The sequence below is a fragment of the Pseudomonas fluorescens genome, assembly GCF_902497775.2.
In the GTDB taxonomy this organism is placed as follows: domain Bacteria; phylum Pseudomonadota; class Gammaproteobacteria; order Pseudomonadales; family Pseudomonadaceae; genus Aquipseudomonas; species Aquipseudomonas putida_F.
This window is the reverse complement of the sequence record NZ_OZ024668.1, coordinates 4,814,301-4,834,066: the sequence shown is the minus strand read 5'-3', so window position 1 is coordinate 4,834,066 and position 19,766 is coordinate 4,814,301. Positions and strand designations below refer to the sequence as shown.

At 62.9% G+C, this 19,766-nt stretch carries 16 protein-coding genes; 10 read left to right on the top strand and 6 right to left on the bottom strand.

Annotated elements, in window-relative coordinates; translation table 11 throughout:
• Positions 1-45 precede the first annotated feature (45 nt).
• Genes F8N82_RS22305 through F8N82_RS22295 form a run of 3 tightly spaced genes read left to right on the top strand, consistent with a single transcriptional unit; the run spans position 46 to position 6,761 of the window.
• Positions 46-3,330, top strand: coding sequence for a DUF2126 domain-containing protein (locus F8N82_RS22305; protein ID WP_038997436.1), 3,285 nt, complete (start codon positions 46-48; stop codon positions 3,328-3,330).
• A gap of 39 nt (positions 3,331-3,369) precedes the next feature.
• Positions 3,370-5,856, top strand: coding sequence for a circularly permuted type 2 ATP-grasp protein (locus tag F8N82_RS22300; protein WP_038997435.1), 2,487 nt, complete (start codon positions 3,370-3,372; stop codon positions 5,854-5,856).
• Entirely contained in the window at positions 5,856-6,761 is a 906-nt protein-coding gene (locus F8N82_RS22295; RefSeq protein WP_038997434.1) for a transglutaminase family protein, read from the top strand. Before F8N82_RS22300 ends, F8N82_RS22295 begins: the two co-directional genes overlap by 1 nt.
• 28 nt (positions 6,762-6,789) lie before the next feature.
• Here the strand turns inward: F8N82_RS22295 and F8N82_RS22290 are convergent, their stop codons facing one another.
• Complete coding sequence (locus F8N82_RS22290) at positions 6,790-7,377, bottom strand: TIGR00730 family Rossman fold protein (RefSeq protein WP_038997433.1); 588 nt, start codon at positions 7,375-7,377, stop codon at positions 6,790-6,792.
• 355 nt (positions 7,378-7,732) lie between these two features.
• Between F8N82_RS22290 and azu the strand changes: the two genes are divergently transcribed.
• On the top strand, positions 7,733-8,179 hold the full coding sequence (gene azu / locus F8N82_RS22285) for an azurin (protein ID WP_038997432.1): 447 nt from the start codon (positions 7,733-7,735) through the stop codon (positions 8,177-8,179).
• Positions 8,180-8,265: 86 nt separating this feature from the next.
• Here azu and nadE read toward each other — a convergent pair whose 3' ends face one another.
• Both nadE and pncB read right to left on the bottom strand, forming a co-directional pair.
• Positions 8,266-9,093: an ammonia-dependent NAD(+) synthetase gene (gene nadE, locus F8N82_RS22280; protein WP_038997431.1), complete on the bottom strand. Its 828-nt coding sequence runs from the start codon at positions 9,091-9,093 to the stop codon at positions 8,266-8,268.
• Positions 9,094-9,096: 3 nt separating this feature from the next.
• A complete protein-coding gene (gene pncB / locus F8N82_RS22275; protein WP_038997430.1) occupies positions 9,097-10,299 on the bottom strand; it encodes a nicotinate phosphoribosyltransferase in 1,203 nt (400 codons plus the stop codon).
• 470 nt (positions 10,300-10,769) lie between these two features.
• Between pncB and F8N82_RS22270 the strand changes: the two genes are divergently transcribed.
• The 6 genes from F8N82_RS22270 to F8N82_RS22245 all read left to right on the top strand — a co-directional run bounded on the left by F8N82_RS22270 (position 10,770) and on the right by F8N82_RS22245 (position 17,295).
• Positions 10,770-11,906, top strand: coding sequence for a branched-chain amino acid ABC transporter substrate-binding protein (locus F8N82_RS22270; RefSeq protein WP_038997429.1), 1,137 nt, complete (start codon positions 10,770-10,772; stop codon positions 11,904-11,906).
• A 160-nt stretch (positions 11,907-12,066) separates the two neighbouring features.
• Complete coding sequence (locus tag F8N82_RS22265) at positions 12,067-12,981, top strand: ABC transporter permease subunit (protein WP_038997428.1); 915 nt, start codon at positions 12,067-12,069, stop codon at positions 12,979-12,981.
• 2 nt (positions 12,982-12,983) lie between these two features.
• Positions 12,984-14,267, top strand: a complete 1,284-nt coding sequence (gene livM, locus F8N82_RS22260) for a high-affinity branched-chain amino acid ABC transporter permease LivM (protein ID WP_038997427.1) — start codon at positions 12,984-12,986, stop codon at positions 14,265-14,267.
• Positions 14,264-15,139, top strand: coding sequence for an ABC transporter ATP-binding protein (locus F8N82_RS22255; RefSeq protein WP_038997426.1), 876 nt, complete (start codon positions 14,264-14,266; stop codon positions 15,137-15,139). Before livM ends, F8N82_RS22255 begins: the two co-directional genes overlap by 4 nt.
• Positions 15,136-15,852: an ABC transporter ATP-binding protein gene (locus tag F8N82_RS22250; RefSeq protein WP_038997425.1), complete on the top strand. Its 717-nt coding sequence runs from the start codon at positions 15,136-15,138 to the stop codon at positions 15,850-15,852. The genes F8N82_RS22255 and F8N82_RS22250 overlap by 4 nt, the downstream gene beginning before the upstream one ends.
• 675 nt (positions 15,853-16,527) lie before the next feature.
• Positions 16,528-17,295 (top strand): SDR family oxidoreductase, encoded by a 768-nt coding sequence (locus F8N82_RS22245; protein ID WP_038997424.1) that lies wholly within the window; start codon positions 16,528-16,530, stop codon positions 17,293-17,295.
• A 43-nt stretch (positions 17,296-17,338) separates the two neighbouring features.
• Here F8N82_RS22245 and F8N82_RS22240 read toward each other — a convergent pair whose 3' ends face one another.
• From F8N82_RS22240 to F8N82_RS22230, 3 genes are all read right to left on the bottom strand, one after another.
• The gene (locus F8N82_RS22240) at positions 17,339-18,448 is read right to left on the bottom strand and encodes an AGE family epimerase/isomerase (protein WP_038997423.1); all 1,110 of its coding nucleotides are present in this window, start codon (positions 18,446-18,448) and stop codon (positions 17,339-17,341) included.
• 126 nt (positions 18,449-18,574) lie between these two features.
• Positions 18,575-19,204 (bottom strand): TetR family transcriptional regulator, encoded by a 630-nt coding sequence (locus tag F8N82_RS22235; RefSeq protein WP_038997422.1) that lies wholly within the window; start codon positions 19,202-19,204, stop codon positions 18,575-18,577.
• A gap of 134 nt (positions 19,205-19,338) precedes the next feature.
• Positions 19,339-19,695, bottom strand: a complete 357-nt coding sequence (locus F8N82_RS22230) for a hypothetical protein (RefSeq protein ID WP_038997421.1) — start codon at positions 19,693-19,695, stop codon at positions 19,339-19,341.
• Between the last annotated feature and the right edge of the window lie 71 nt (positions 19,696-19,766).

Genomic DNA, 19,766 nt, shown 5'->3' with positions numbered 1-19,766 from the left:
GTCTTGCGCGGTTCCACTACCGCCCAGGCTCGCAGGAGGCCCGCCGTGTCGATTCATGTCGCCTTGCACCATGTCACCGAGTATCGCTACGACCGTGCAGTTGAACTGGGCCCGCAAATCGTTCGCCTGCGCCCGGCCGCCCACAGCCGTACCCGGATCCTCTCCTACGCGCTGAAGGTGCAGCCGGGTGGGCATTTCATCAATTGGCAGCAGGACCCGCAGGGCAACTACCTGGCACGCCTGGTGTTCCCGGAGAAAACCGACAGCCTGCGCGTGGAAGTCGACCTGGTCGCCGAGATGGCGGTGTTCAACCCGTTCGACTTCTTCCTCGAACCCTACGCCGAACAGATCCCCTTCAGTTATGGTCGTGACGAACGCCACGAACTGCTGCCCTACCTGGAACAGCTGCCGCTGACGCCGAAGTTCGCCGCCTACCTGCACAGCATCGAGCGAACGCCGCAGGCCAGCGTCGATTTCCTGGTCGCGCTCAACCAGCGCCTGAGCGAAGACATCAGCTACCTGATCCGACTCGAACCCGGTGTGCAAGCCCCGGAGCAAACCCTGGAGCTGGGCTCCGGCTCCTGTCGCGATTCGGCCTGGCTGCTGGTGCAGCTGCTGCGTCACCTGGGCCTGGCGGCGCGGTTTGTTTCTGGCTATCTGATCCAGCTGACCGCCGACATCAAGTCGCTGGACGGCCCGTCCGGCACTGAAGAAGACTTCACGGACCTGCATGCCTGGTGCGAGGTGTACCTGCCCGGCGCTGGCTGGATCGGCCTGGACGCCACCTCCGGGCTGTTTGCCGGTGAAGGGCATATCCCATTGGCCTGTAGTCCCGATCCAACTTCAGCTGCGCCGATCAGCGGCTTGGTCGAGCCCTGCGAGTGCACCTTTGCCCATGAAATGAGCGTTGAGCGCCTGTGGGAGTCGCCACGGGTGACACTGCCCTACAGTGATGAGCAATGGCAGGCTATCGTCGCGCTCGGGCGCCAGGTGGACAGCGACCTGAAGGCGGCGGATGTGCGCCTGACCATGGGCGGCGAACCGACCTTCGTGGCCATCGACGACCCTGACGGCGCCGAATGGAATACCGCAGCGTTGGGCGCCAACAAGCGCCGCCTGGCCGGCGAGCTGTTCCAGCGCCTGTACAAGCATTACGCGCCCAGCGCCCTGGTGCATTTCGGTCAGGGCAAGTGGTACCCGGGCGAGCAACTGCCGCGCTGGTCGCTCAACTGCTTCTGGCGGCGCGATGGCGTACCGCTGTGGAACAACCCGGCGTTGATTGCCGACGAACACGAGGACCTCGGCGCCGACAGCGACCTGGCCGGGCGCTTCCTGGCCAGTGTTGCCGAACGGCTGAAGCTGCCCCCGCGCTATGTCTTCGCCGCTTGTGAAGACCCGCTCTATTACCTGTGGCGTGAAGGCGGCCTGCCGTCCAATGTGCGCGTCGACGATGCACGGCTGAAGGATGAGATGGAGCGTGCGCGGCTGCGCAAGGTGTTCAGCCAGGGCCTGGACAAGGTCATCGGCCAGGTGCTGCCGCTGGCCCGCAGCGCCGACCAACAGCGCTGGCAGAGCGGGCGCTGGTACCTGCGTGACGAGCATTGCCGTCTGGTACCTGGCGACTCGCCGCTGGGCTATCGCTTGCCGCTGGCGGCGCAGCCCTGGGTCAAGGCCGCCGAATACCCCTACGTGCATCCGACCGATCCCAATCAGGCCCTTGGCGACTTGCCGGGTCGTGACCAGTTGCTCAAGGCCAGCAGCGGGCACGCGGTCGATGAGCAGGAGCGCGCCGCCCCCGAGGTCGATGCCTCGGCCGACTGGCTGACCCGTACTGCGCTGTGCGCCGAGCCGCGTGAGGGGCGCTTGTACCTGTTCATGCCGCCACTGTCGCGTCTGGAGGACTACCTTGAACTGGTCGCGGTGATCGAAGCCACTGCGGCCGAGCTGCATTGCCCGGTCATCTTCGAAGGCTACGAGCCGCCGGCCGACCCGCGCCTGGCCAACTTCAAGGTCACGCCCGACCCCGGCGTCATCGAGGTCAACGTGCAGCCTTCGGCCAGTTGGGACGAGCTGGTGGAGCGCACCGAGTTCCTCTACGAGCAGGCGCGCCTGACGCGCTTGAGCAGCGAAAAATTCATGATCGACGGCCGTCACACCGGCACTGGAGGCGGCAACCATTTCGTTCTCGGTGGCGCCACTGCGGCCGACTCGCCGTTCCTGCGCCGCCCGGACCTGCTGCGCAGCCTGATCAGCTACTGGCACAACCATCCGTCGTTGTCCTACCTGTTTTCCGGCCTGTTCATCGGCCCGACGTCTCAAGCGCCACGGGTGGATGAAGCACGTAACGATGCGTTGTATGAACTGGAGATCGCCTTCGCCCAGATGCCCACCCCTGACGAGGAGTGCCCGCCGTGGCTGGTCGACCGGCTGCTGCGTAACCTGTTGATCGACGTCACCGGCAATACCCACCGCGCCGAGTTCTGCATCGATAAGCTGTATTCCCCGGACGGTCCGGCCGGGCGCCTGGGGTTGCTGGAGCTGCGTGCTTTCGAGATGCCGCCGCATGCGCGCATGAGCCTGGTCCAGCAGCTGTTGCTGCGTGCCCTGATCGCGCGTTTCTGGCGGGAACCCTACGCACCCAAGCGTCTGGCGCGCTGGGGGACCGAGCTGCATGACCGTTTCATGCTGCCGCACTTTATCGAGCAGGATTTTGCCGATGTGCTAGTCGAGCTCAACGCCGCAGGTTACCCGCTGCGCGCCGAGTGGTTCGCCGCGCACCTGGAGTTTCGTTTTCCCAAAGTCGGCGACTATGCCGTCAATGGCATCGAGTTGGAGCTGCGCCAGGCCCTGGAACCCTGGCATGTACTGGGCGAGGAGGGCGGTGGCGGTGCCACCGTGCGTTATGTCGACTCATCGCTTGAACGTCTGCAGGTCAAGGTCAGCGGCCTGCCACCGGAACGCTATCAACTGACCTGTAATGGTCGGGCGCTACCCTTGCAACCCACCGGGCGGGTCGGTGAGTTCGTCGCCGCCGTGCGCTATCGCGCCTGGCAGCCGGCCAATTGTTTGCAGCCGACCATCGCGGTGCATGCGCCGTTGGTGTTCGACCTGCTCGATACCTGGATGGGCCGCTCGCTGGGCGGCTGCCAGTACCATGTCGCGCATCCGGGCGGGCGCAATTACGAAACCCTGCCGGTCAATGCCAATGAGGCCCAGAGCCGGCGCCAGGCGCGCTTCTTCCGCCTCGGGCATAGCCCGGGTGTACAGGAACTGCCGGTGCTGCAGGGGAACCCGGAACTACCCTTTACCCTGGATTTGCGCCGCAGCTGAGCGCTACTCTGAACTGACCTGTGGCCTTCGAGCATTGCCATGCCTGACCTGTTTGATGCCTACCCGCTAAGTGCGGGGACCTATCACGAGATGCTCGAAGGCCAGGGCGCGGTGCGCCCGCACTGGCAGCCGCTGTGCGCCTACCTGCAGCGCAGCGGGCCGGCGCAACTGGCCCAGCGCCAGGCCTCGTTGACCCGCCAGTTGCGCGAGAACGGCGTTACCTACAACGTCTACGCCGACCCCAAGGGCGCCGACCGTCCCTGGGAGCTGGACCTGTTGCCGCACCTGCTGCCCGCCGCCGAATGGCAGCAACTGGCGGCCGGTGTTGAACAGCGCGCGCGTTTGCTCAATGCGGTACTGGCCGATATCTACGGGCCGCAGCAGTTGATCAGTGAGGGCCTGCTGCCGGCCGAGCTGGTCTATGGCCATAACAATTTTCTCTGGCCTTGCCAGGGTATCGCCGCGCCTGAAGGGACCTATCTGCATGTCTACGCGGTGGACCTCGCCCGCGCCCCGGACGGTCGCTGGTGGGTCACGGCCGACCGGACCCAGGCGCCGTCGGGCGCAGGTTACGCGCTGGAGAACCGCACCATTGTCTCGCGGGCGCTGCCTGAGCTGTACCGTGACCTGCAGGTGCAGCACCTGGCCGGTTTCTTCCGTACCCTGCAACAGACCCTGGCGCGGCTGGCGCCCAGTGACAAGGAGGCACCGCTGGTGGTGCTGCTGACCCCTGGGCGCTTCAACGAGAGTTATTTCGAGCACCTGTACCTGGCCCGGCAGCTGGGTTATCCGCTGGTCGAGGGCAGCGACCTGACCGTGCGCGATGCCACTGTGTACCTCAAGACCTTGAGCGGTCTGCGTCGGGTCCACGCGATCATGCGGCGTCTGGACGATGATTTCTGCGACCCGCTGGAGCTGCGCACCGATTCGGCACTGGGCGTGCCAGGCTTGCTCGATGCGGTGCGCCAGGGACGGGTGCTGGTGGCCAATGCGCTGGGCAGCGGGGTGCTCGAGTCGCCGGGCCTGCTCGGGTTTTTACCGGCGATCAGCCAGCGCCTGTTCGCGCAAGAACTGAGCCTGCCGTCCATTGCCACTTGGTGGTGCGGTGAGCCACCGGTGATGGCGCAGGCGCTGGAGCAGTTGTCCACGCTGCTGGTCAAGCCGGCATTCCCTTCCCAGAGCTTCAGCCCGGTATTCGGTCGTGATCTCGACCCGGCCCAACGCCAGGCCCTGGCCGAACGCATCCAGGCCCGGCCTTACGCCTACGTGGCCCAGGAGCTGGCGCAACTGTCCCAGGCGCCGGTGTGGCAGGCTGACAAGGGCCAGTTGCAGCCGCGGGCCATCGGCATGCGTGTGTACGCCGTGGCCTCGGCCGAAGGCTATCGGGTGCTGCCCGGTGGCCTGACCCGGGTGGCGGCCCAGGCCGATGCCGAGGTGGTGTCGATGCAGCGTGGTGGCGCCAGCAAGGACACCTGGGTGCTCGGCGAGGCGGCGCCAGCGGGTGAGCAATGGCGGGCCCAGCGCAGCATCGGTGTCGCCGAGCTGATCCGCCAGGACCCTTACCTGCCCTCGCGGGTGGTGGAGAACCTGTTCTGGTTCGGGCGCTATTGCGAGCGCTGCGATGCCAGCGCGCGCTTGCTGCGGATCATCCTCACCCGTTACCTGGACGGCGACGATCCGCTGGCCTTGCAGGCGGCGGTGGAACTGGCCGATGAATTGTCGTTGTTGCCGGAGGAGGGCGACTTGCCCGAGCGCCTGCGCGCAGCGCTGGACGATGCCGACTGGGCCTTCAGCCTGCGCGCCAATTTGCAGCGTTTGCACTGGGCGGCGTCGCAGGTGCGCGGCAAGCTCTCGCGGGAGAACTGGCAGGCGCTGGTCGAGTTGCAACGGGAAGCGCAATGCCTGGAGGATGCCGAGGCGGATTTCGGCGAGCGGGTGGATTTTCTCAACCGCCTGGTGATGTCGCTGGCGGCACTGTCGGGTTTTGCCCTCGACGACATGACCCGCGACGAGGGCTGGCGGTTCTTGATGATTGGCCGGCGCATCGAGCGTTTGCAGTCGCTGTGCAGCAGCCTGGCGGCGTTTCTGCGCGGGCCGGCGGTGTACGATCAGGCCGGGCTTGAGTGGTTGCTGGAGCTGGGCAACAGCAGCATCACCTACCGCTCGCGCTATCTGGCCGTCGCGCAGTTGATCCCGGTGCTCGATTTGCTTCTGCTCGATGAACAGAACCCCCATGCCGTGCTGTTCCAGCTCAAGCTGCTGGTGCGCGCCAACCAGCGCTTGAGCGAGGAGTTCGACAGCCCTCGGGAACCGAGCCTGGCGCTGCTGGCCGAGCAGTTGCGGCACTTCAACCTGCGCAGCCTGGAAGACCCTCTGTTCGGCAGCGCCAGCGTACAAGCGGTGCTGTCCGGGCTGGCTGATCTGCTCCAAGGGGTTGCCCTGGCCAGTGGCGAGATTTCCGAGCGCCTGGCCCTGCGCCATTTCGCTCACGTCGACGATGTCAGCCAACAGACGGTGTCGCTGTGATGAGTGCGCGCTATCAGATCATTCACGACACCCATTACCGCTACGACAGCCCGGTGTCCCTGGCCCAGCAGCTGGCGCATCTGTGGCCACGGCCTTGCGCCTGGCAACGCTGCACGGCCCAGGCCCTGCAGGTCAGCCCGCCACCGACCCAGCGCCGCGATGAGTGGGATGTGTTCGGCAACCCGCTGACCCGCCTGGCGTTCGAGCGCCAGCATGAGCAGTTGCGGGTAGTGGCGCGCTTGCAGGTTGAAGTGTTCGAGCGGGCAGCGCCGGACTTTGCCGCCTCGCCCGCCTGGGAGCAGGTGCGTGAGGCCCTGACCTATGCCAGCCAGCCACTGGCGGCAGCGTTTTTGGACGCGTGTCGGTATCGTTTCGAGTCGCCTTATGTGCGCCTCAAGCAGCGCTTCGTGGCCTTCAGCGAATCCGCTTTCGAGCCTGGGCGGGCACTGCTCGAGGGCGTCCAGGCGCTGATGGAGAAAATCTTCAGCGAGTTCACCTTCGACGCCGACGCCACCCAGGTCGCCACGCCGCTGGTGGAAGTGCTCGAGCGCCGCCGTGGCGTGTGCCAGGACTTTGCCCACCTGATGCTCGCCTGCCTGCGTTCGCGGGGGCTGGCGGCGCGTTATGTCAGTGGCTACCTGCTGACCCGGCCGCCGCCCGGCCAGCCACGGCTGATCGGTGCCGATGCCTCGCATGCGTGGGTTTCGGTGTTTTGCCCCGGGCAAGGCTGGATCGATTTCGACCCCACCAACAACCTGCGCCCGGCGCTGGAACACATCACCCTGGCCTGGGGCCGGGACTTTTCCGATGTGTCGCCGTTGCGCGGGGTGATCCTTGGTGGCGGCAGCCATGACCCAGAGGTGCAGGTCACGGTGATGCCGCGGGATGAGGCTACTGCCTTGTAGGCGCGGGCTTGCCCCACGATGAGGCGGGTTAATCAGGCTTCTTGTCGACCCACTTGGGCAGCACCGGGGCTTCGAAGTTGTCCATGGCGTCGAGCAACTCGGCCGGCGAGTCGGCCAGTTGCAGCATGGCGCGGTGTTGCGGGCGTACGAAGCCTTCTTCCACTACATGGTCAAGGAAGCTGCCCAGCTTGCTGTAGAAACCGTTGACGTCGAGCAGGCCCAGGGGCTTTGCGTGGTAGCCCAGCTGACCCCAGGTCCAGACTTCAAACAACTCTTCCAGGGTACCCAGGCCACCCGGCAGGGCGACGAAGGCGTCGCTCAGTTCGGCCATGCGGGCTTTGCGCGCGTGCATGCCGTCCACCACTTCCAGGCGGGTCAGGCCGGTGTGACCAATTTCGGCGTTTTTCAGCGCCTCAGGGATGATGCCGATCACTTCGCCACCGGCGGCCATGGCCGCATCGGCAACGATCCCCATCAGGCCCACGGCGCCACCGCCGTATACCAGGGTCAGGCCGCGCGCAGCGATGGTCTGGCCGAGGGCGATGGCCGCCTCGCGGTAGGCCGGGTTGACGCCGGTGCTGGCGCCACAGAACACACAAACGGAACGTACGGGCATTGCTTCTCTCCGGTTACAGGCGCACACAGAGTAAGGCGCTGGCCGCTCGCTTCCAAGCCCGACGGGTTCATTCCGGGCGGGCAAACTCGCACGAGGCGCCCGCGGCACCGCAGGCATAGGCGGCCAGGAGGCCGTTGAGGAAAGTACCAAAGGACATGATCGTTTACTCCTAAATGAGAGGTTGTCTCATCCTCTCTCAAAGGTGCATGATGGGCACTTAGATTTCCTGTATACAATCCATAGAACAAATTCACTGCCTGGCTCATCGGCCAGCGCTTGACCCACATCATGGGCCGGCCTTGCGGTTTCAGGCAGTCTGCAAACTGATAAAAAACCCCTGCCATGGAGATTCACGATGTTTGCCAAAGTTGTCGCAGTATCCTTGCTGACCCTCGCCAGCACTCAGGTATTTGCCGCTGAATGCAAGACGACGATCGACTCCACCGACCAGATGTCCTTCAACACCAAGGCCATCGAAATCGACAAGAGCTGCAAGACCTTCACCGTCGAACTGACCCACTCCGGTTCGTTGCCGAAGAACGTCATGGGCCACAACCTGGTCATCAGCAAAGAAGCTGACATGCAGCCGATCGCCACCGACGGCCTGGCTGCCGGCATCGACAAAAACTATCTGAAAGACGGTGACGACCGCGTGATCGCCCACACCAAGATCATTGGCGCTAAGGAAACTGATTCGGTGACCTTCGACGTGTCCAAGCTGAAAGCTGACGAGAAGTACGGCTTCTTCTGCTCGTTCCCTGGCCACATCTCGATGATGAAAGGCACTGTTACTCTGAAGTAATTGCCTTGGGGCTGCTTTGCAGCCCATCGCCGGCAACGCCGGCTCCCACACCGATTACCGCGGGAGCCGGTGATTCATGCAGCACTTCAAGGCGCGAACGGCATCTCGCGTTTGTGCTGGGTCTTGCGGTAGGTGGCGCTGATGATGTCGAACGCTTCCTGGCTGACCGGCTCGCCATGCAAGAACGCATCGATCTGCGCGTAGGTCACGCCGTGGGACGCTTCGTCCGGCTTGCCTGGCGCCAGGTCCTCCAGGTCCGCAGTCGGGACCTTCTCCACCAGTGATTCCGGCGCGCCAAAGCTGCGCGCGATGGCCCGTACCTGGTTTTTCACCAAGCCACTGAGCGGCGCCAGGTCGCAGGAACCATCACCAAATTTGGTAAAGAAGCCCATCACCGCTTCAGCGGCATGGTCGGTGCCGATCACCAGACCCTGGCGGGCGCCGGCGATGGTGTATTGGGCGACCATGCGCATGCGCGCCTTGGTGTTGCCGACGACAAAGTCGATCAGCGCCGGCGAGCCGTTCTCCAGAGCCTTGACCTCGGTCGCCAGGGCGCGCACGGCCGGGGCGATGTCGACGGTGTGCACCTCGTCGGCCTTGATCACCTCCAGGCAGGCCTGGGCGTCGTGTTCGTCGTGCTGCACCTGGTAAGGCAGGCGCACGGCAATGAAGCGGTAGTGCGCGTCGTCGGTTTCACTGCGCAGTTCGTTGATCGCCCGTTGCGCCATCAGCGCGGCGGTCAGCGAGTCGACGCCGCCACTGATGCCCAGCACCAGGGTCTTGAGCCGTGCATTGTTCAGGCAGGTCTTGATGAAGGTCACGCGCCGGGCCACTTCGGCTTCGAGCGCGGCGTTGTCGGCGAACGGCGGCTGGACCTTGAGCGCTTGCGCAATCTCTTGCTGGACGGCTTGCATGAATTACTCCTTGGACACTTTGAAGACGTGGCGCAGGTAGGCGACGAAGTTCTCGTCGCGGCATTGGGTCTTGGCCGCCTCATCGGAAATCTTGGCGACGGGCTGGCCGTTACAGTCGGTCATTTTAAGCACGATGCTCATCGGCGCCACCCCGGGCAGGTCGCAGGTGAGGTTGGTGCCGATGCCGAAGCTGACGTTGATCCGCCCGCGCAGGGCACGGAAGATCTCCAGTGACTTGGTCAGGTTCAGGCCGTCGGAGAACACCAGGGTCTTGGTCATCGGATCGATCCCCAGCTTGCGGTAGTGGGCGATGGCCTTCTCCGCCCACTGCACCGGGTCGCCCGAGTCGTGGCGCAGGCCGTCGAACAGTTTGGCGAAGTACAGGTCGAAATCGGTCAGGAAGGCGTCCATGGTGATGCAATCGGTCAGGGCGATGCCGAGCAGCCCGCGGTATTCGCGCACCCAGCAATCGAGTGCGGCAATCTGGCTGTCGATCAGCCGCGGCCCCAGTTGCTGGTGGGCCATGATCCATTCATGGGCCATGGTTCCCAACGGCTTGATATCCAGTTTCCGTGCCAGGTGCACGTTGCTGGTGCCGACGAAACGCGCCGGGAAATCGTCCTTGAGCACCCGTACCACTTCTTCCTGGACTTTGTAGGAGAAGCGCCGGCGGGTGCCGAAGTCGGCGACCTGCAGCTCGGCCAGTTCCTCGCTGCTGGCATTGGCCTTGAGCCAGTCGAACTTGCGGTACAGCTGGTCGCGGGCATCGCTGAGTTTGGCCTGGGGATGGCGATGGCGGTTGCGCACTTCGCTGATGATCGCCAGCAAAGGTACTTCAAACAGGATCACATGCAGCCAGGGCCCGCGCAGGCGCAGGTACAGTTGATCGTTTTCGACCCCCAGTTGCAGGTAGCGCAGGTTGAAGCGGAACAGCCCGAGAAAGCGCAAGAAGTCCGGCTTCATGAAGCTGATCTGCTCAAGAAAGCCCAACTGGCCATTACCCAGGCTCAGTTCGCACAACTGCTCGATCTGCTCGCGAATCTGCGCCAGATAAGGGCGCAGGTCTTCTCCATTGCGGCAGCGGAACTCCCATTCAACGTCGACGTTGGGGTAGTTGTGCAGCACGGCCTGCATCATGGTCAGCTTGTAGAAATCGGTGTCGAGCAGGTTCTGCACGATGCGATCGGCAAATGCACTCTCGCTCATAGGGGGCTCCAAAGGGGGCGCGCGCCATCACCGCCAGCGACGGCGCACAGACCTGCGCATTGTGCCAGCCTTTGCCGCCATGCGGGCAGGCCGGGGCCGGGGTAATTCGGTAGCAGGCTACAGGTAGCGGCGCTTTTAGCGGTGAGCGGCTAGCCTGTAATGGTGCCCGCTGTAGCAGTCGCGCACCAAGGATGTGCAGTTCGGTTACGCATCCTGTTACAGCCTGGTTGCACGTAACCACAACCCAGGGTTGCAATGATGGCACTTCACGGTTGCTCTTTTTCGTTCGGTCGGGTGGCGCTTGTCGTGAGGCAGACGGTTGCACGACCAATAAAAAAAGGCTGTGAATCCGTGCTGCGCAACTTGTTCACGAGTTTTTCCAGAATAAAAAACCAATGGCACGGCCCTTGCTCAGAGCAATTGCTGAAAGTTGTAGTGCCAACCAAAAAAAACTCCAGGAGCACCACCTCATGTCGCAGACGTTTTACAAGAAAGGCTTTCTGGCCCTCGCCGTAGCTACGGCGCTGGGCGTTTCTTCGTATGTTCAGGCCGACATCAAGATCGGCGTAGCAGGCCCGATGACCGGTGCCAACGCAGCGTTTGGCGAGCAGTACATGAAAGGTGCACAGGCGGCAGCCGACAAGGTCAATGCCGCGGGCGGGGTCAACGGCGAGAAGATCGTGCTGGTCAAGGGTGACGATGCCTGCGAGCCGAAACAGGCCGTGGCCGTGGCCAACCGCCTGGTTGACCAGGACAAGGTCATCGGTGTGGTCGGGCACTTCTGCTCGTCCAACACCATTCCAGCCTCGGAGGTGTATGACGAGGCCGGTGTCATCGCAATCACCCCGGGCTCGACCAACCCGGCAGTTACCGAACGCGGCCTGACCGGCATGTTCCGTATGTGCGGGCGTGACGATCAGCAGGGCATCGTTGCCGGCGACTACATCGTCGACGTGCTCAAAGGCAAGAAGGTCGTGGTGCTGCACGACAAGGACACCTACGGCCAGGGCCTGGCGGATGCCACCAAGGCGCAGCTTGAAAAACGTGGGGTGAAGCCTGTTATGTATGAAGGCCTGACCCGTGGTGAGAAAGACTTCAGTGCCGTGGTCACCAAGATCCGCGGCGCTGGTGCCGACGTCGTCTACTTCGGTGGCCTGCATCCGGAAGCGGGTCCACTGGTGCGACAACTACGTGAGGCGGGTCTGAAAGACGTCAAGTTCATGTCCGATGACGGCATCGTAACCGACGAACTGGTCTCCACCGCTGGTGGCCCACAGTACGTCGATGGCGTGTACATGACCTTCGGCGCCGACCCGCGCCTGCTGCCAGACAGCAAGGCGGTGGTAGAGGACTTCCGCAAGGCCGGTACCGAACCTGAAGGCTACACCCTGTACGCCTACGCCTCGGTCCAGGCCCTGGCTGCAGCGTTCAACGGCGCCAAGTCGAACAAGGGCGAAGACGCTGCCAAGTGGCTCAAGGCCAACCCGGTGCAAACCGTGATGGGCGAGAAGAAGTGGGACAGCAAGGGCGACCTGACGGTCTCCGACTACGTGGTCTACCAGTGGGACAAGGACGGCAAGTATCACCAACTGGAAAAACAAAAATAACAACGCTACGAGACCCGGGCTTGTGCCCGGGTCGCTACCCGGTTTTGCGCCGTACCTGTCTTTTCTCGTAGATCTGCACAACCCTGCGCTGCGAGGGCCGCTTCATCCGGGGCTCACCGTAGTCGGCGCTTGTGCAATCTCAAATACGTGAGATTGCGTTATGGATGGTATTTTCCTGCAGCAACTGGTCAACGGGCTGACTCTCGGGTCTGTCTATGGCCTGATCGCCATCGGCTACACAATGGTCTATGGCATTATCGGCATGATCAACTTCGCGCACGGCGAGGTGTATATGATTTCCGCGTACCTCGCGGCAATCAGCCTGGCATTGCTGGCGTATTTCGGTATCGAATCCTTCCCCTTGCTGATGCTCGGGACGCTGATCTTCACGGTGGTGGTCACCGGTGTCTACGGCTGGACCATCGAACGCATCGCCTACAAACCCCTGCGTAACTCCACCCGCCTGGCGCCGCTGATCAGTGCCATCGGTATTTCACTGATCCTGCAGAACTACGCGCAGATCAGCCAGGGTGCACGCCAGCAGGGCGTACCGACCCTGCTCGAAGGCGCCTGGCGCCTGGAAGTGGGCACCGGTTTCGTCCAACTGACCTACACCAAGATCTTCATCCTGGTCGCCGCCTTCGTCGGCATGGCTGCGCTCACCTACATCATCAAGTTCACCAAGCTTGGGCGCATGTGCCGGGCCACCCAGCAGGATCGCAAGATGGCCTCGATCCTCGGTATCAACACCGACCGGGTGATCTCCTATGTGTTCGTTATCGGTGCCGTCATGGCGGCCCTGGCCGGCGTACTGATCACCATGAACTACGGCACCTTCGACTTCTATGCAGGCTTCATCATCGGCATCAAGGCCTTCACCGCCGCGGTCCTCGGTGGCATCGGCTCGCTGCCGGGCGCCATGCTCGGCGGGATCATCCTCGGGATTTCCGAGTCGCTGTTCTCCGGGCTGATCAACTCCGACTACAAAGACGTGTTCAGTTTCTCGCTGCTGGTGCTGATTCTGATCTTCCGTCCCCAAGGCCTGCTGGGTCGCCCACTCGTGGCGAAGGTGTAAGTATGTCTGCTGCCAAAACAACTACATTCGATATCAAGCGCAGCCTGATCGATGCGATTCTCGCCGGGCTGATTTCCCTGATCGTCTTCGGGCCCATCGTCGGCGTGGTGCTCGACGGCTACAGTTTCAACCTCGAACCCACTCGCGTCGCCTGGCTGGTGGCCGGGGTGATGGTCGGGCGTTTTTTCCTCAGCCTGTTCCTGCAGACACCCAAGGGCCAGTCGATCCTCCAGGGCTTCGAGGGCAGCGGCTCCGGCGTGCACGTGCTGGCGCCGAACTACAAATCGCGGCTGCGCTGGATCATCCCGGCTTTGATCGTGATTGCCATCGTTTTCCCGTTCTTCGCCAACAAGTACCTGCTGACCGTGGTCATTCTCGGCCTGATCTACGTGCTGCTGGGCCTGGGCCTGAACATCGTGGTGGGCCTGGCGGGGCTGCTCGACCTGGGTTACGTGGCCTTCTACGCCATCGGCGCCTACGGCCTGGCACTGGGTTACCAGTACCTGGGCCTGGGCTTCTGGACCGTGTTGCCACTGGCGGCGATCGCGGCGGCGCTGGCCGGGTGCATATTGGGTTTCCCGGTGTTGCGGATGCATGGCGACTACCTGGCCATCGTTACCCTGGGTTTTGGTGAAATCATCCGCCTGGTGCTCAACAACTGGTTGTCGTTCACCGGCGGGCCTAACGGTATGCCGGTGCCTTCGCCAACCTTCATGGGCCTGGAGTTCGGCCGCCGGGCCAAGGACGGCGGGGTACCGTTCCACGAGTTCTTCGGCATCGCCTACAACCCCAACGTGAAATTCCTGTTCATCTACATCGTGTTGTTCCTGGTGGTGCTGGCGGTGCTTTATATCAAGCACCGGCTGACCCGCATGCCGGTCGGCCGCGCCTGGGAAGCGCTGCGCGAAGACGAGATCGCCTGCCGCTCCATGGGCCTGAACCATGTGCTGGTGAAACTCTCGGCCTTCACCCTTGGCGCCTCCACTGCCGGCCTTGCCGGGGTGTTCTTCGCCAGCTACCAGGGCTTCGTCAACCCGTCGTCGTTCACTTTCTTCGAGTCGGCGCTGATCCTCGCCATCGTCGTGCTCGGCGGCATGGGCTCGACCGTCGGCGTGGTGATCGCCGCGTTCGTGCTGACGGTGGCGCCGGAACTGCTGCGCAGCTTCTCCGAATACCGGGTGCTGCTGTTCGGCGTGCTGATGGTGTTGATGATGATCTGGAGACCGCGCGGCCTGATTCGCATCAGCCGTACCGGTGTAGTTCCGCGTAAAGGAGTGGCGCCATGAGCGATGACGTGATTCTCTCGGTTGAAAACCTGATGATGCAGTTCGGCGGCATCAAGGCGCTCAGCGATGTCAGCCTCAAGGTCAGACGCAACCAGATCTTCGCCCTGATCGGCCCCAACGGTGCGGGCAAGACCACGGTGTTCAACTGCCTGACCGGCTTCTACAAGGCCAGTGGCGGCAAGATCGAACTGAACCTGCGCGGCACCCGCACCAACGTCATCCAGCTGTTGGGCGAACGCTTCCAGCTGGGCGATTTCGTCTCGCCCAAGCGCTTCATCAACCGTCTGCACTACAAGATGTTCGGCGGTACCCACCTGGTCAACCGCGCCGGGCTGGCGCGGACCTTCCAGAACATCCGCCTGTTCCGGGAAATGTCGGTGGTCGAGAACCTGCTGGTGGCCCAGCACATGTGGGTCAACCGCAACCTGCTGGCCGGCGTGCTCAACACCAAGGGCTACCGCAAGGCCGAAAGCGATGCCCTGGACCATGCCTTCTACTGGCTGGAAGTGGTCGACCTGGTCGACTGTGCCAACCGTCTGGCCGGTGAGCTGTCGTACGGGCAGCAACGGCGCTTGGAGATTGCCCGGGCCATGTGTACGCGGCCGCAGATCATCTGCCTCGACGAACCGGCTGCCGGTCTCAACCCGCAGGAAACCGAAGCGTTGAGCAAGATGATCCGTGTGCTGCGCGACGAGCATGACCTGACCGTGGTGCTGATCGAGCACGACATGGGCATGGTCATGAGCATTTCCGACCATATCGTGGTGCTCGACCACGGCAACGTGATCGCCGAAGGCGCGCCACAGGACATCCGTCACAACCCGACGGTGATTGCCGCCTACCTGGGCGCCGATGAAGAGGAACTGGTATGAGTACACCGATCCTCGAACTGAAAGAGATCGACGTGTTCTACGGGCCGATCCAGGCCCTGAAGAAAGTCTCGCTGCACATTGATGAAGGGGAAACAGTGAGCCTGATCGGCTCCAACGGCGCCGGCAAGTCGACCCTGCTGATGTCGATCTTCGGCCAGCCGCGGGCGGCAGCCGGGCAGATCATCTACCGCGGCACCGACATTACCCACAAGTCGTCGCACTACATCGCCTCCAACGGTATTGCCCAGTCGCCGGAAGGCCGCCGGGTGTTCCCCGACATGTCGGTGGAAGAGAACCTGATGATGGGCACCATCCCCATTGGCGACAAGTTCGCCAGCGAGGACATGCAGCGCATGTTCGAGCTGTTCCCGCGCCTCAAGGAGCGGCGCAACCAGCGCGCCATGACCATGTCCGGCGGTGAGCAGCAAATGCTCGCCATCGCCCGGGCGCTGATGAGCCGGCCCAAGCTGCTGCTGCTCGATGAGCCGTCGCTGGGCCTGGCGCCGATCGTGGTCAAGCAGATCTTCGCCACCTTGCGTGAGCTGGCGCAGACCGGCATGACCATCTTCCTGGTGGAGCAGAACGCCAACCATGCGCTGAAGCTCTCGGACCGCGCCTATGTGATGGTCAACGGACATATCCGCATGACCGGCACCGGCCAGGAACTGCTGGTCAACGAGGAGGTGCGCAACGCTTATCTGGGCGGGCACTGATCGGTAGCTGAAAAAACGCCCCGCCTGACGGGGCGTTTTTTTGCCCACAGTTTTGTGGAAAACCTTGCGGCAACTTTCTTTTGGGCGCGACAGAAAGTCGCTTTAACTGGCTGTTTCAACCGCTTTTAAGTTGTCCACCATTGGTGTGGAAGCGACTGTGGGTAACTTGGGTGCAGCTTGCTGGAGGCCTTTATCTAAAAGGCTTACAGGCTTGTGGTTGTTTTTTGATCAGGTTTTTTTACGTCGTTCGCATCCGTGTTTGTCAAGTGTTTTGTCCTTAGCGCAAATGGCGATTAAAGCGCCCCAACTGCCTGTGGATAACTCTGTGGGCAAGCCTTGGAAAGATCGATGTAGGCTGCGTGATTACAGGCCTGGAGCCATCATGGAAATTCACGCCTGCTTCAGCCATTACTGCCCTGAGGTCAAGGCCAGCGTCCAAGGTCAAGGAAAATACTTGCGCAAGGCCCGGATTACGCGGCTTGCAGGGTTTTCAAGTTGCCCCCGGATTTTGTGGAAGGGCTTGTGGATAAGATGAGCAAAGCTTGCCACAGGCCGTCTATTACGGGGCTTTCACAGGTTTGATCGTTTTTTGTACAGTGATGTGAATGGCTTGCTGCCAAACGCGGCGGCGGGCATGCTGCAAACCCTGTGATCAGCCTCATCAAGGAGACCCGCATGACCTCTACCGTATTCATCACTGGTGCAACTTCCGGCTTCGGCGAAGCCTGTGCCCGTCGTTTTGCTGAAGCCGGCTGGTCGCTGGTGCTGACCGGTCGCCGTCAGGAGCGCCTGGAAGCGCTGTGTACCGAGCTGTCGCAACAAACCCAAGTGCACGGCCTGGTGCTCGATGTGCGTGACCGCAAGGCCATGGAAGCAGCCATCGCCAACCTGCCACCAGCGTTCGCCAAGCTGCGCGGGCTGATCAACAACGCAGGCCTGGCCCTGGGCGCTGACCCGGCGCCCAAGTGCGACCTCGATGACTGGGAAACCATGGTCGACACCAACATCAAGGGCCTGATGTACAGCACCCGCCTGCTGCTGCCACGCCTGATTGCCCATGGCCGTGGCGCGACCATCCTCAACGTCGGCTCGGTGGCCGGTAACTATCCGTATCCGGGTAGCCACGTGTATGGCGGTACCAAGGCGTTCGTCGGGCAGTTCTCGCTGAGCCTGCGCTGCGACCTGCAGGGTACTGGTGTGCGGGTGAGCAATATTGAGCCGGGCCTGTGCGAGAGCGAGTTCTCGCTGGTGCGTTTCGGTGGTGACCAGGCGCGTTACGACGCTACCTATGCCGGTGCCGAAGCGATCCAGCCGCAGGATATTGCCGAGACGATCTTCTGGATCATGAACCAGCCGGCGCACATCAATATCAACAGCCTCGAGCTGATGCCGGTGAGCCAGGCGTGGGCGGGGTTCTCGATCGATCGTTCAGGCAAGGCGTGAGGGCCCGCTCCCACAGTAGGAGCGGGCTTGCCCTGCGATAGCGTCAGACCTGACGCTGCAACCCTTCCAGGCAAGTCGCCAGATGGTAAGGCGTAGTCGACGGCATGTCCGCGCGGCTGACCTTGCCACTGGCATCGCGGCACTCATACCAGCCATCGGCATGCAGGAAGTTCTGCTGCAGCGCCTTGAGCTGGGCCAGCACCGTGGCGGCGCTGGCCGGGCGCAAGGTCAGGGCGCGCAGGTATTCCGCCTGGGCCCAGATGCGCTGGGTCGCGTCACGCACCTGGCCATCGGCGCTGAGCATGGCCAGTACCGCGGTGTCTTTCACCCCGCAGCGTTCGGCATAGGTGAACGCGCGACTGAGCGAGGCGTGCAACTCGCCACCGCGTAGCAGCGGCGAAGACTCCAGCAAGTAGAACCATTCGAACTGGTGTCCCGGTTCAAACCAGTTATCCACAGCCCCGCGCGGTCTTTCCAGCATCACCCCGTGTTCGGGGTCGATGAAGTGCGCTTGCATGGCCGCTGCCAGGGTTTGCAGCGCTTGCTCGACGGCTTCATCGTCACGCACCGACAAGGTGGCGAGGAAGGCTTCGGCCAGGTGCATCAGCGGGTTCTGCAGCGGGCCGCTGGCCAAGTCCGACCAGTCTTCGCCAAGGCTCGCTTCGTACAGGCCGTCATCCCGGGCGAACTGCACGGCCACCACTTCCAGCGCGGCATTGAGGGTCGACTCGACCAGTGGCTCGCGTACCTTGCCCCAGTAATGCGCGCAGGCGAAGACGATGAAGGCGTGGGTGTAGAGGTCCTTGCGCCGGTCCAGCGGCTTGCCCTGGGCGTCGATGCTGTAGAACCAGCCGCCGTGCTCGGCATCGTGGAAGTGGCGCTGCAACGAGCGGAACAGCGCGGCGGCGCGTTCGCTGGCGCCGGGCTGCTCGATGCGGCTGCTGAACAGGTACAGCTGGCGCGCGCAGGCCATGGCCCGGTAGCGCTGCACTGGCATGGGTTGCTGCTGCGGGTCGAGGGCTTCGAAGGGCAGGGCCATGTCTGCATTCCAGCCCGGGCCTTGCCACAGCGGCACGATGCGCAGGTCAAAGTGTGCCTGGACCTCGGCGAGCAGGGCGGGCAGTTCAGGCTGGGCAGTACGAAGGTCGGGCATGGAAAATTTCGTCGCGGTCGGTGCGTTTGCGCGCAATGGTAGCAGGAAACGCCGGCGACTTTGCCGGCCTCATCGCTGGCTGTAGGAGCGGGCTTGCCCCGCGATGAGGCCAGCGCAGCAAACGGCCTACAGTGTACTGAGCCCCTGCCAGTGCTTGGCACCGACGAAGATGAAGCGCAACTGCTGGGTGATTTTCTCCTGGGCGCTGATCGGTTCGCCGGCAGGCTCGCTCGGTTCGTCGATCAGTTCTGGCAGGGTAGCGAACACGGTTTTCACCACCAGGTCGGCCATCACCGCCAGGGCGGCGGCGTCCAGGTGTTGCCAGCGCGGCATGCGCGCAAGGTCGGTGGCCAGGTCCGAGCTGATGCCCTGGCGCAGGGTGCCGATGGCCTGGCGCACCGGCTGCGAACCGCCATATTGCTCGCGGGCCAGGAACAGGAACTGGGCACGGTTGGCCGCCACCACGTCGAGAAAGATCCGCACCGAGGCATCGGTAATGCCGCCAAGCTCGAATTCGTTCTGGCGCACCAGGCGGATGGTCTGGCGGAAGGTTTCGCCGACTTCGTTGACCAGGGCCAGGCCCAGTTGGTCCATGTCGGAAAAGTGCCGGTAAAAACCGGTAGGGACGATGCCTGCGGTTTTTGCCACTTCGCGCAGGCTGATGCTGCCGAAGCCTCGACCGCTTTCCATCAGGTGGCGGGCAGCATCCAGCAGGGCGTGGCGGGTCTGTTGCTTTTGTTCGGCGCGCGGCAGCATGGCAAGTATCGGCAGGCAGTGAAACAGCCCTGCACTCTAATAGCCTGGCGCCGGAAAAACAAAGCCCGGTCAATGGACCGGGCTGGGAGGGGAGCTGCTACAGCGCTGGTGTCTATTGTTGTCTGGCATAGACTTCAGCTCGCGCGTTGGTTTTCGATCAGGCGATCAGAGCCACCTTCTGCGACCTCGAAGCGTGCTTTCAGACGGTCAGAACCACCTTCGGCTACTTTGTAATACTGTTTCAGGCGATCAGAACCACCCTCGGCAACTTTGACCCGGTCATTCAGGCGATCGGCACCACCTTCGGCAACACGGTTGTTACGCTCCAGCAGGCGATCGGAACCACCTTCAGCCAGCGGGTTCAGCGGTTGTGAGATCACCGTCGAGCTGGAACGCGATTCGGCGCTCAGGGCTTGCTCGGTGGCGGGAACGGCAAAGGCGTTGGCGGCCAGGATGGACAGGGACAGGCTCAGCAGTAATTGGCGTTTCATGATTCGGTGCTCCTCGGCGGGGCTGGAAAGTGGGTACGGAGCCAATGCTACGCCGGGAAACGCCAGATAAA

Bases quoted from the DNA above. Each gene is read 5' to 3' on its own strand.
- F8N82_RS22265 (WP_038997428.1), top strand. From the start codon at position 12,067: ATGGATGGTATTTTCCTGCAGCAACTGGTCAACGGGCTGACTCTCGGG.
- nadE (WP_038997431.1), bottom strand. From the start codon at position 9,093: ATGCAAGCCGTCCAGCAAGAGATTGCGCAAGCGCTCAAGGTCCAGCCG.
- F8N82_RS22235 (WP_038997422.1), bottom strand. From the start codon at position 19,204: ATGCTGCCGCGCGCCGAACAAAAGCAACAGACCCGCCACGCCCTGCTG.
- F8N82_RS22245 (WP_038997424.1), top strand. From the start codon at position 16,528: ATGACCTCTACCGTATTCATCACTGGTGCAACTTCCGGCTTCGGCGAA.
- F8N82_RS22240 (WP_038997423.1), bottom strand. From the start codon at position 18,448: ATGCCCGACCTTCGTACTGCCCAGCCTGAACTGCCCGCCCTGCTCGCC.
- F8N82_RS22230 (WP_038997421.1), bottom strand. From the start codon at position 19,695: ATGAAACGCCAATTACTGCTGAGCCTGTCCCTGTCCATCCTGGCCGCC.
- F8N82_RS22250 (WP_038997425.1), top strand. From the start codon at position 15,136: ATGAGTACACCGATCCTCGAACTGAAAGAGATCGACGTGTTCTACGGG.
- F8N82_RS22300 (WP_038997435.1), top strand. From the start codon at position 3,370: ATGCCTGACCTGTTTGATGCCTACCCGCTAAGTGCGGGGACCTATCAC.
- pncB (WP_038997430.1), bottom strand. From the start codon at position 10,299: ATGAGCGAGAGTGCATTTGCCGATCGCATCGTGCAGAACCTGCTCGAC.
- F8N82_RS22295 (WP_038997434.1), top strand. From the start codon at position 5,856: ATGAGTGCGCGCTATCAGATCATTCACGACACCCATTACCGCTACGAC.
- livM (WP_038997427.1), top strand. From the start codon at position 12,984: ATGTCTGCTGCCAAAACAACTACATTCGATATCAAGCGCAGCCTGATC.
- F8N82_RS22270 (WP_038997429.1), top strand. From the start codon at position 10,770: ATGTCGCAGACGTTTTACAAGAAAGGCTTTCTGGCCCTCGCCGTAGCT.
- F8N82_RS22290 (WP_038997433.1), bottom strand. From the start codon at position 7,377: ATGCCCGTACGTTCCGTTTGTGTGTTCTGTGGCGCCAGCACCGGCGTC.
- azu (WP_038997432.1), top strand. From the start codon at position 7,733: ATGTTTGCCAAAGTTGTCGCAGTATCCTTGCTGACCCTCGCCAGCACT.
- F8N82_RS22255 (WP_038997426.1), top strand. From the start codon at position 14,264: ATGAGCGATGACGTGATTCTCTCGGTTGAAAACCTGATGATGCAGTTC.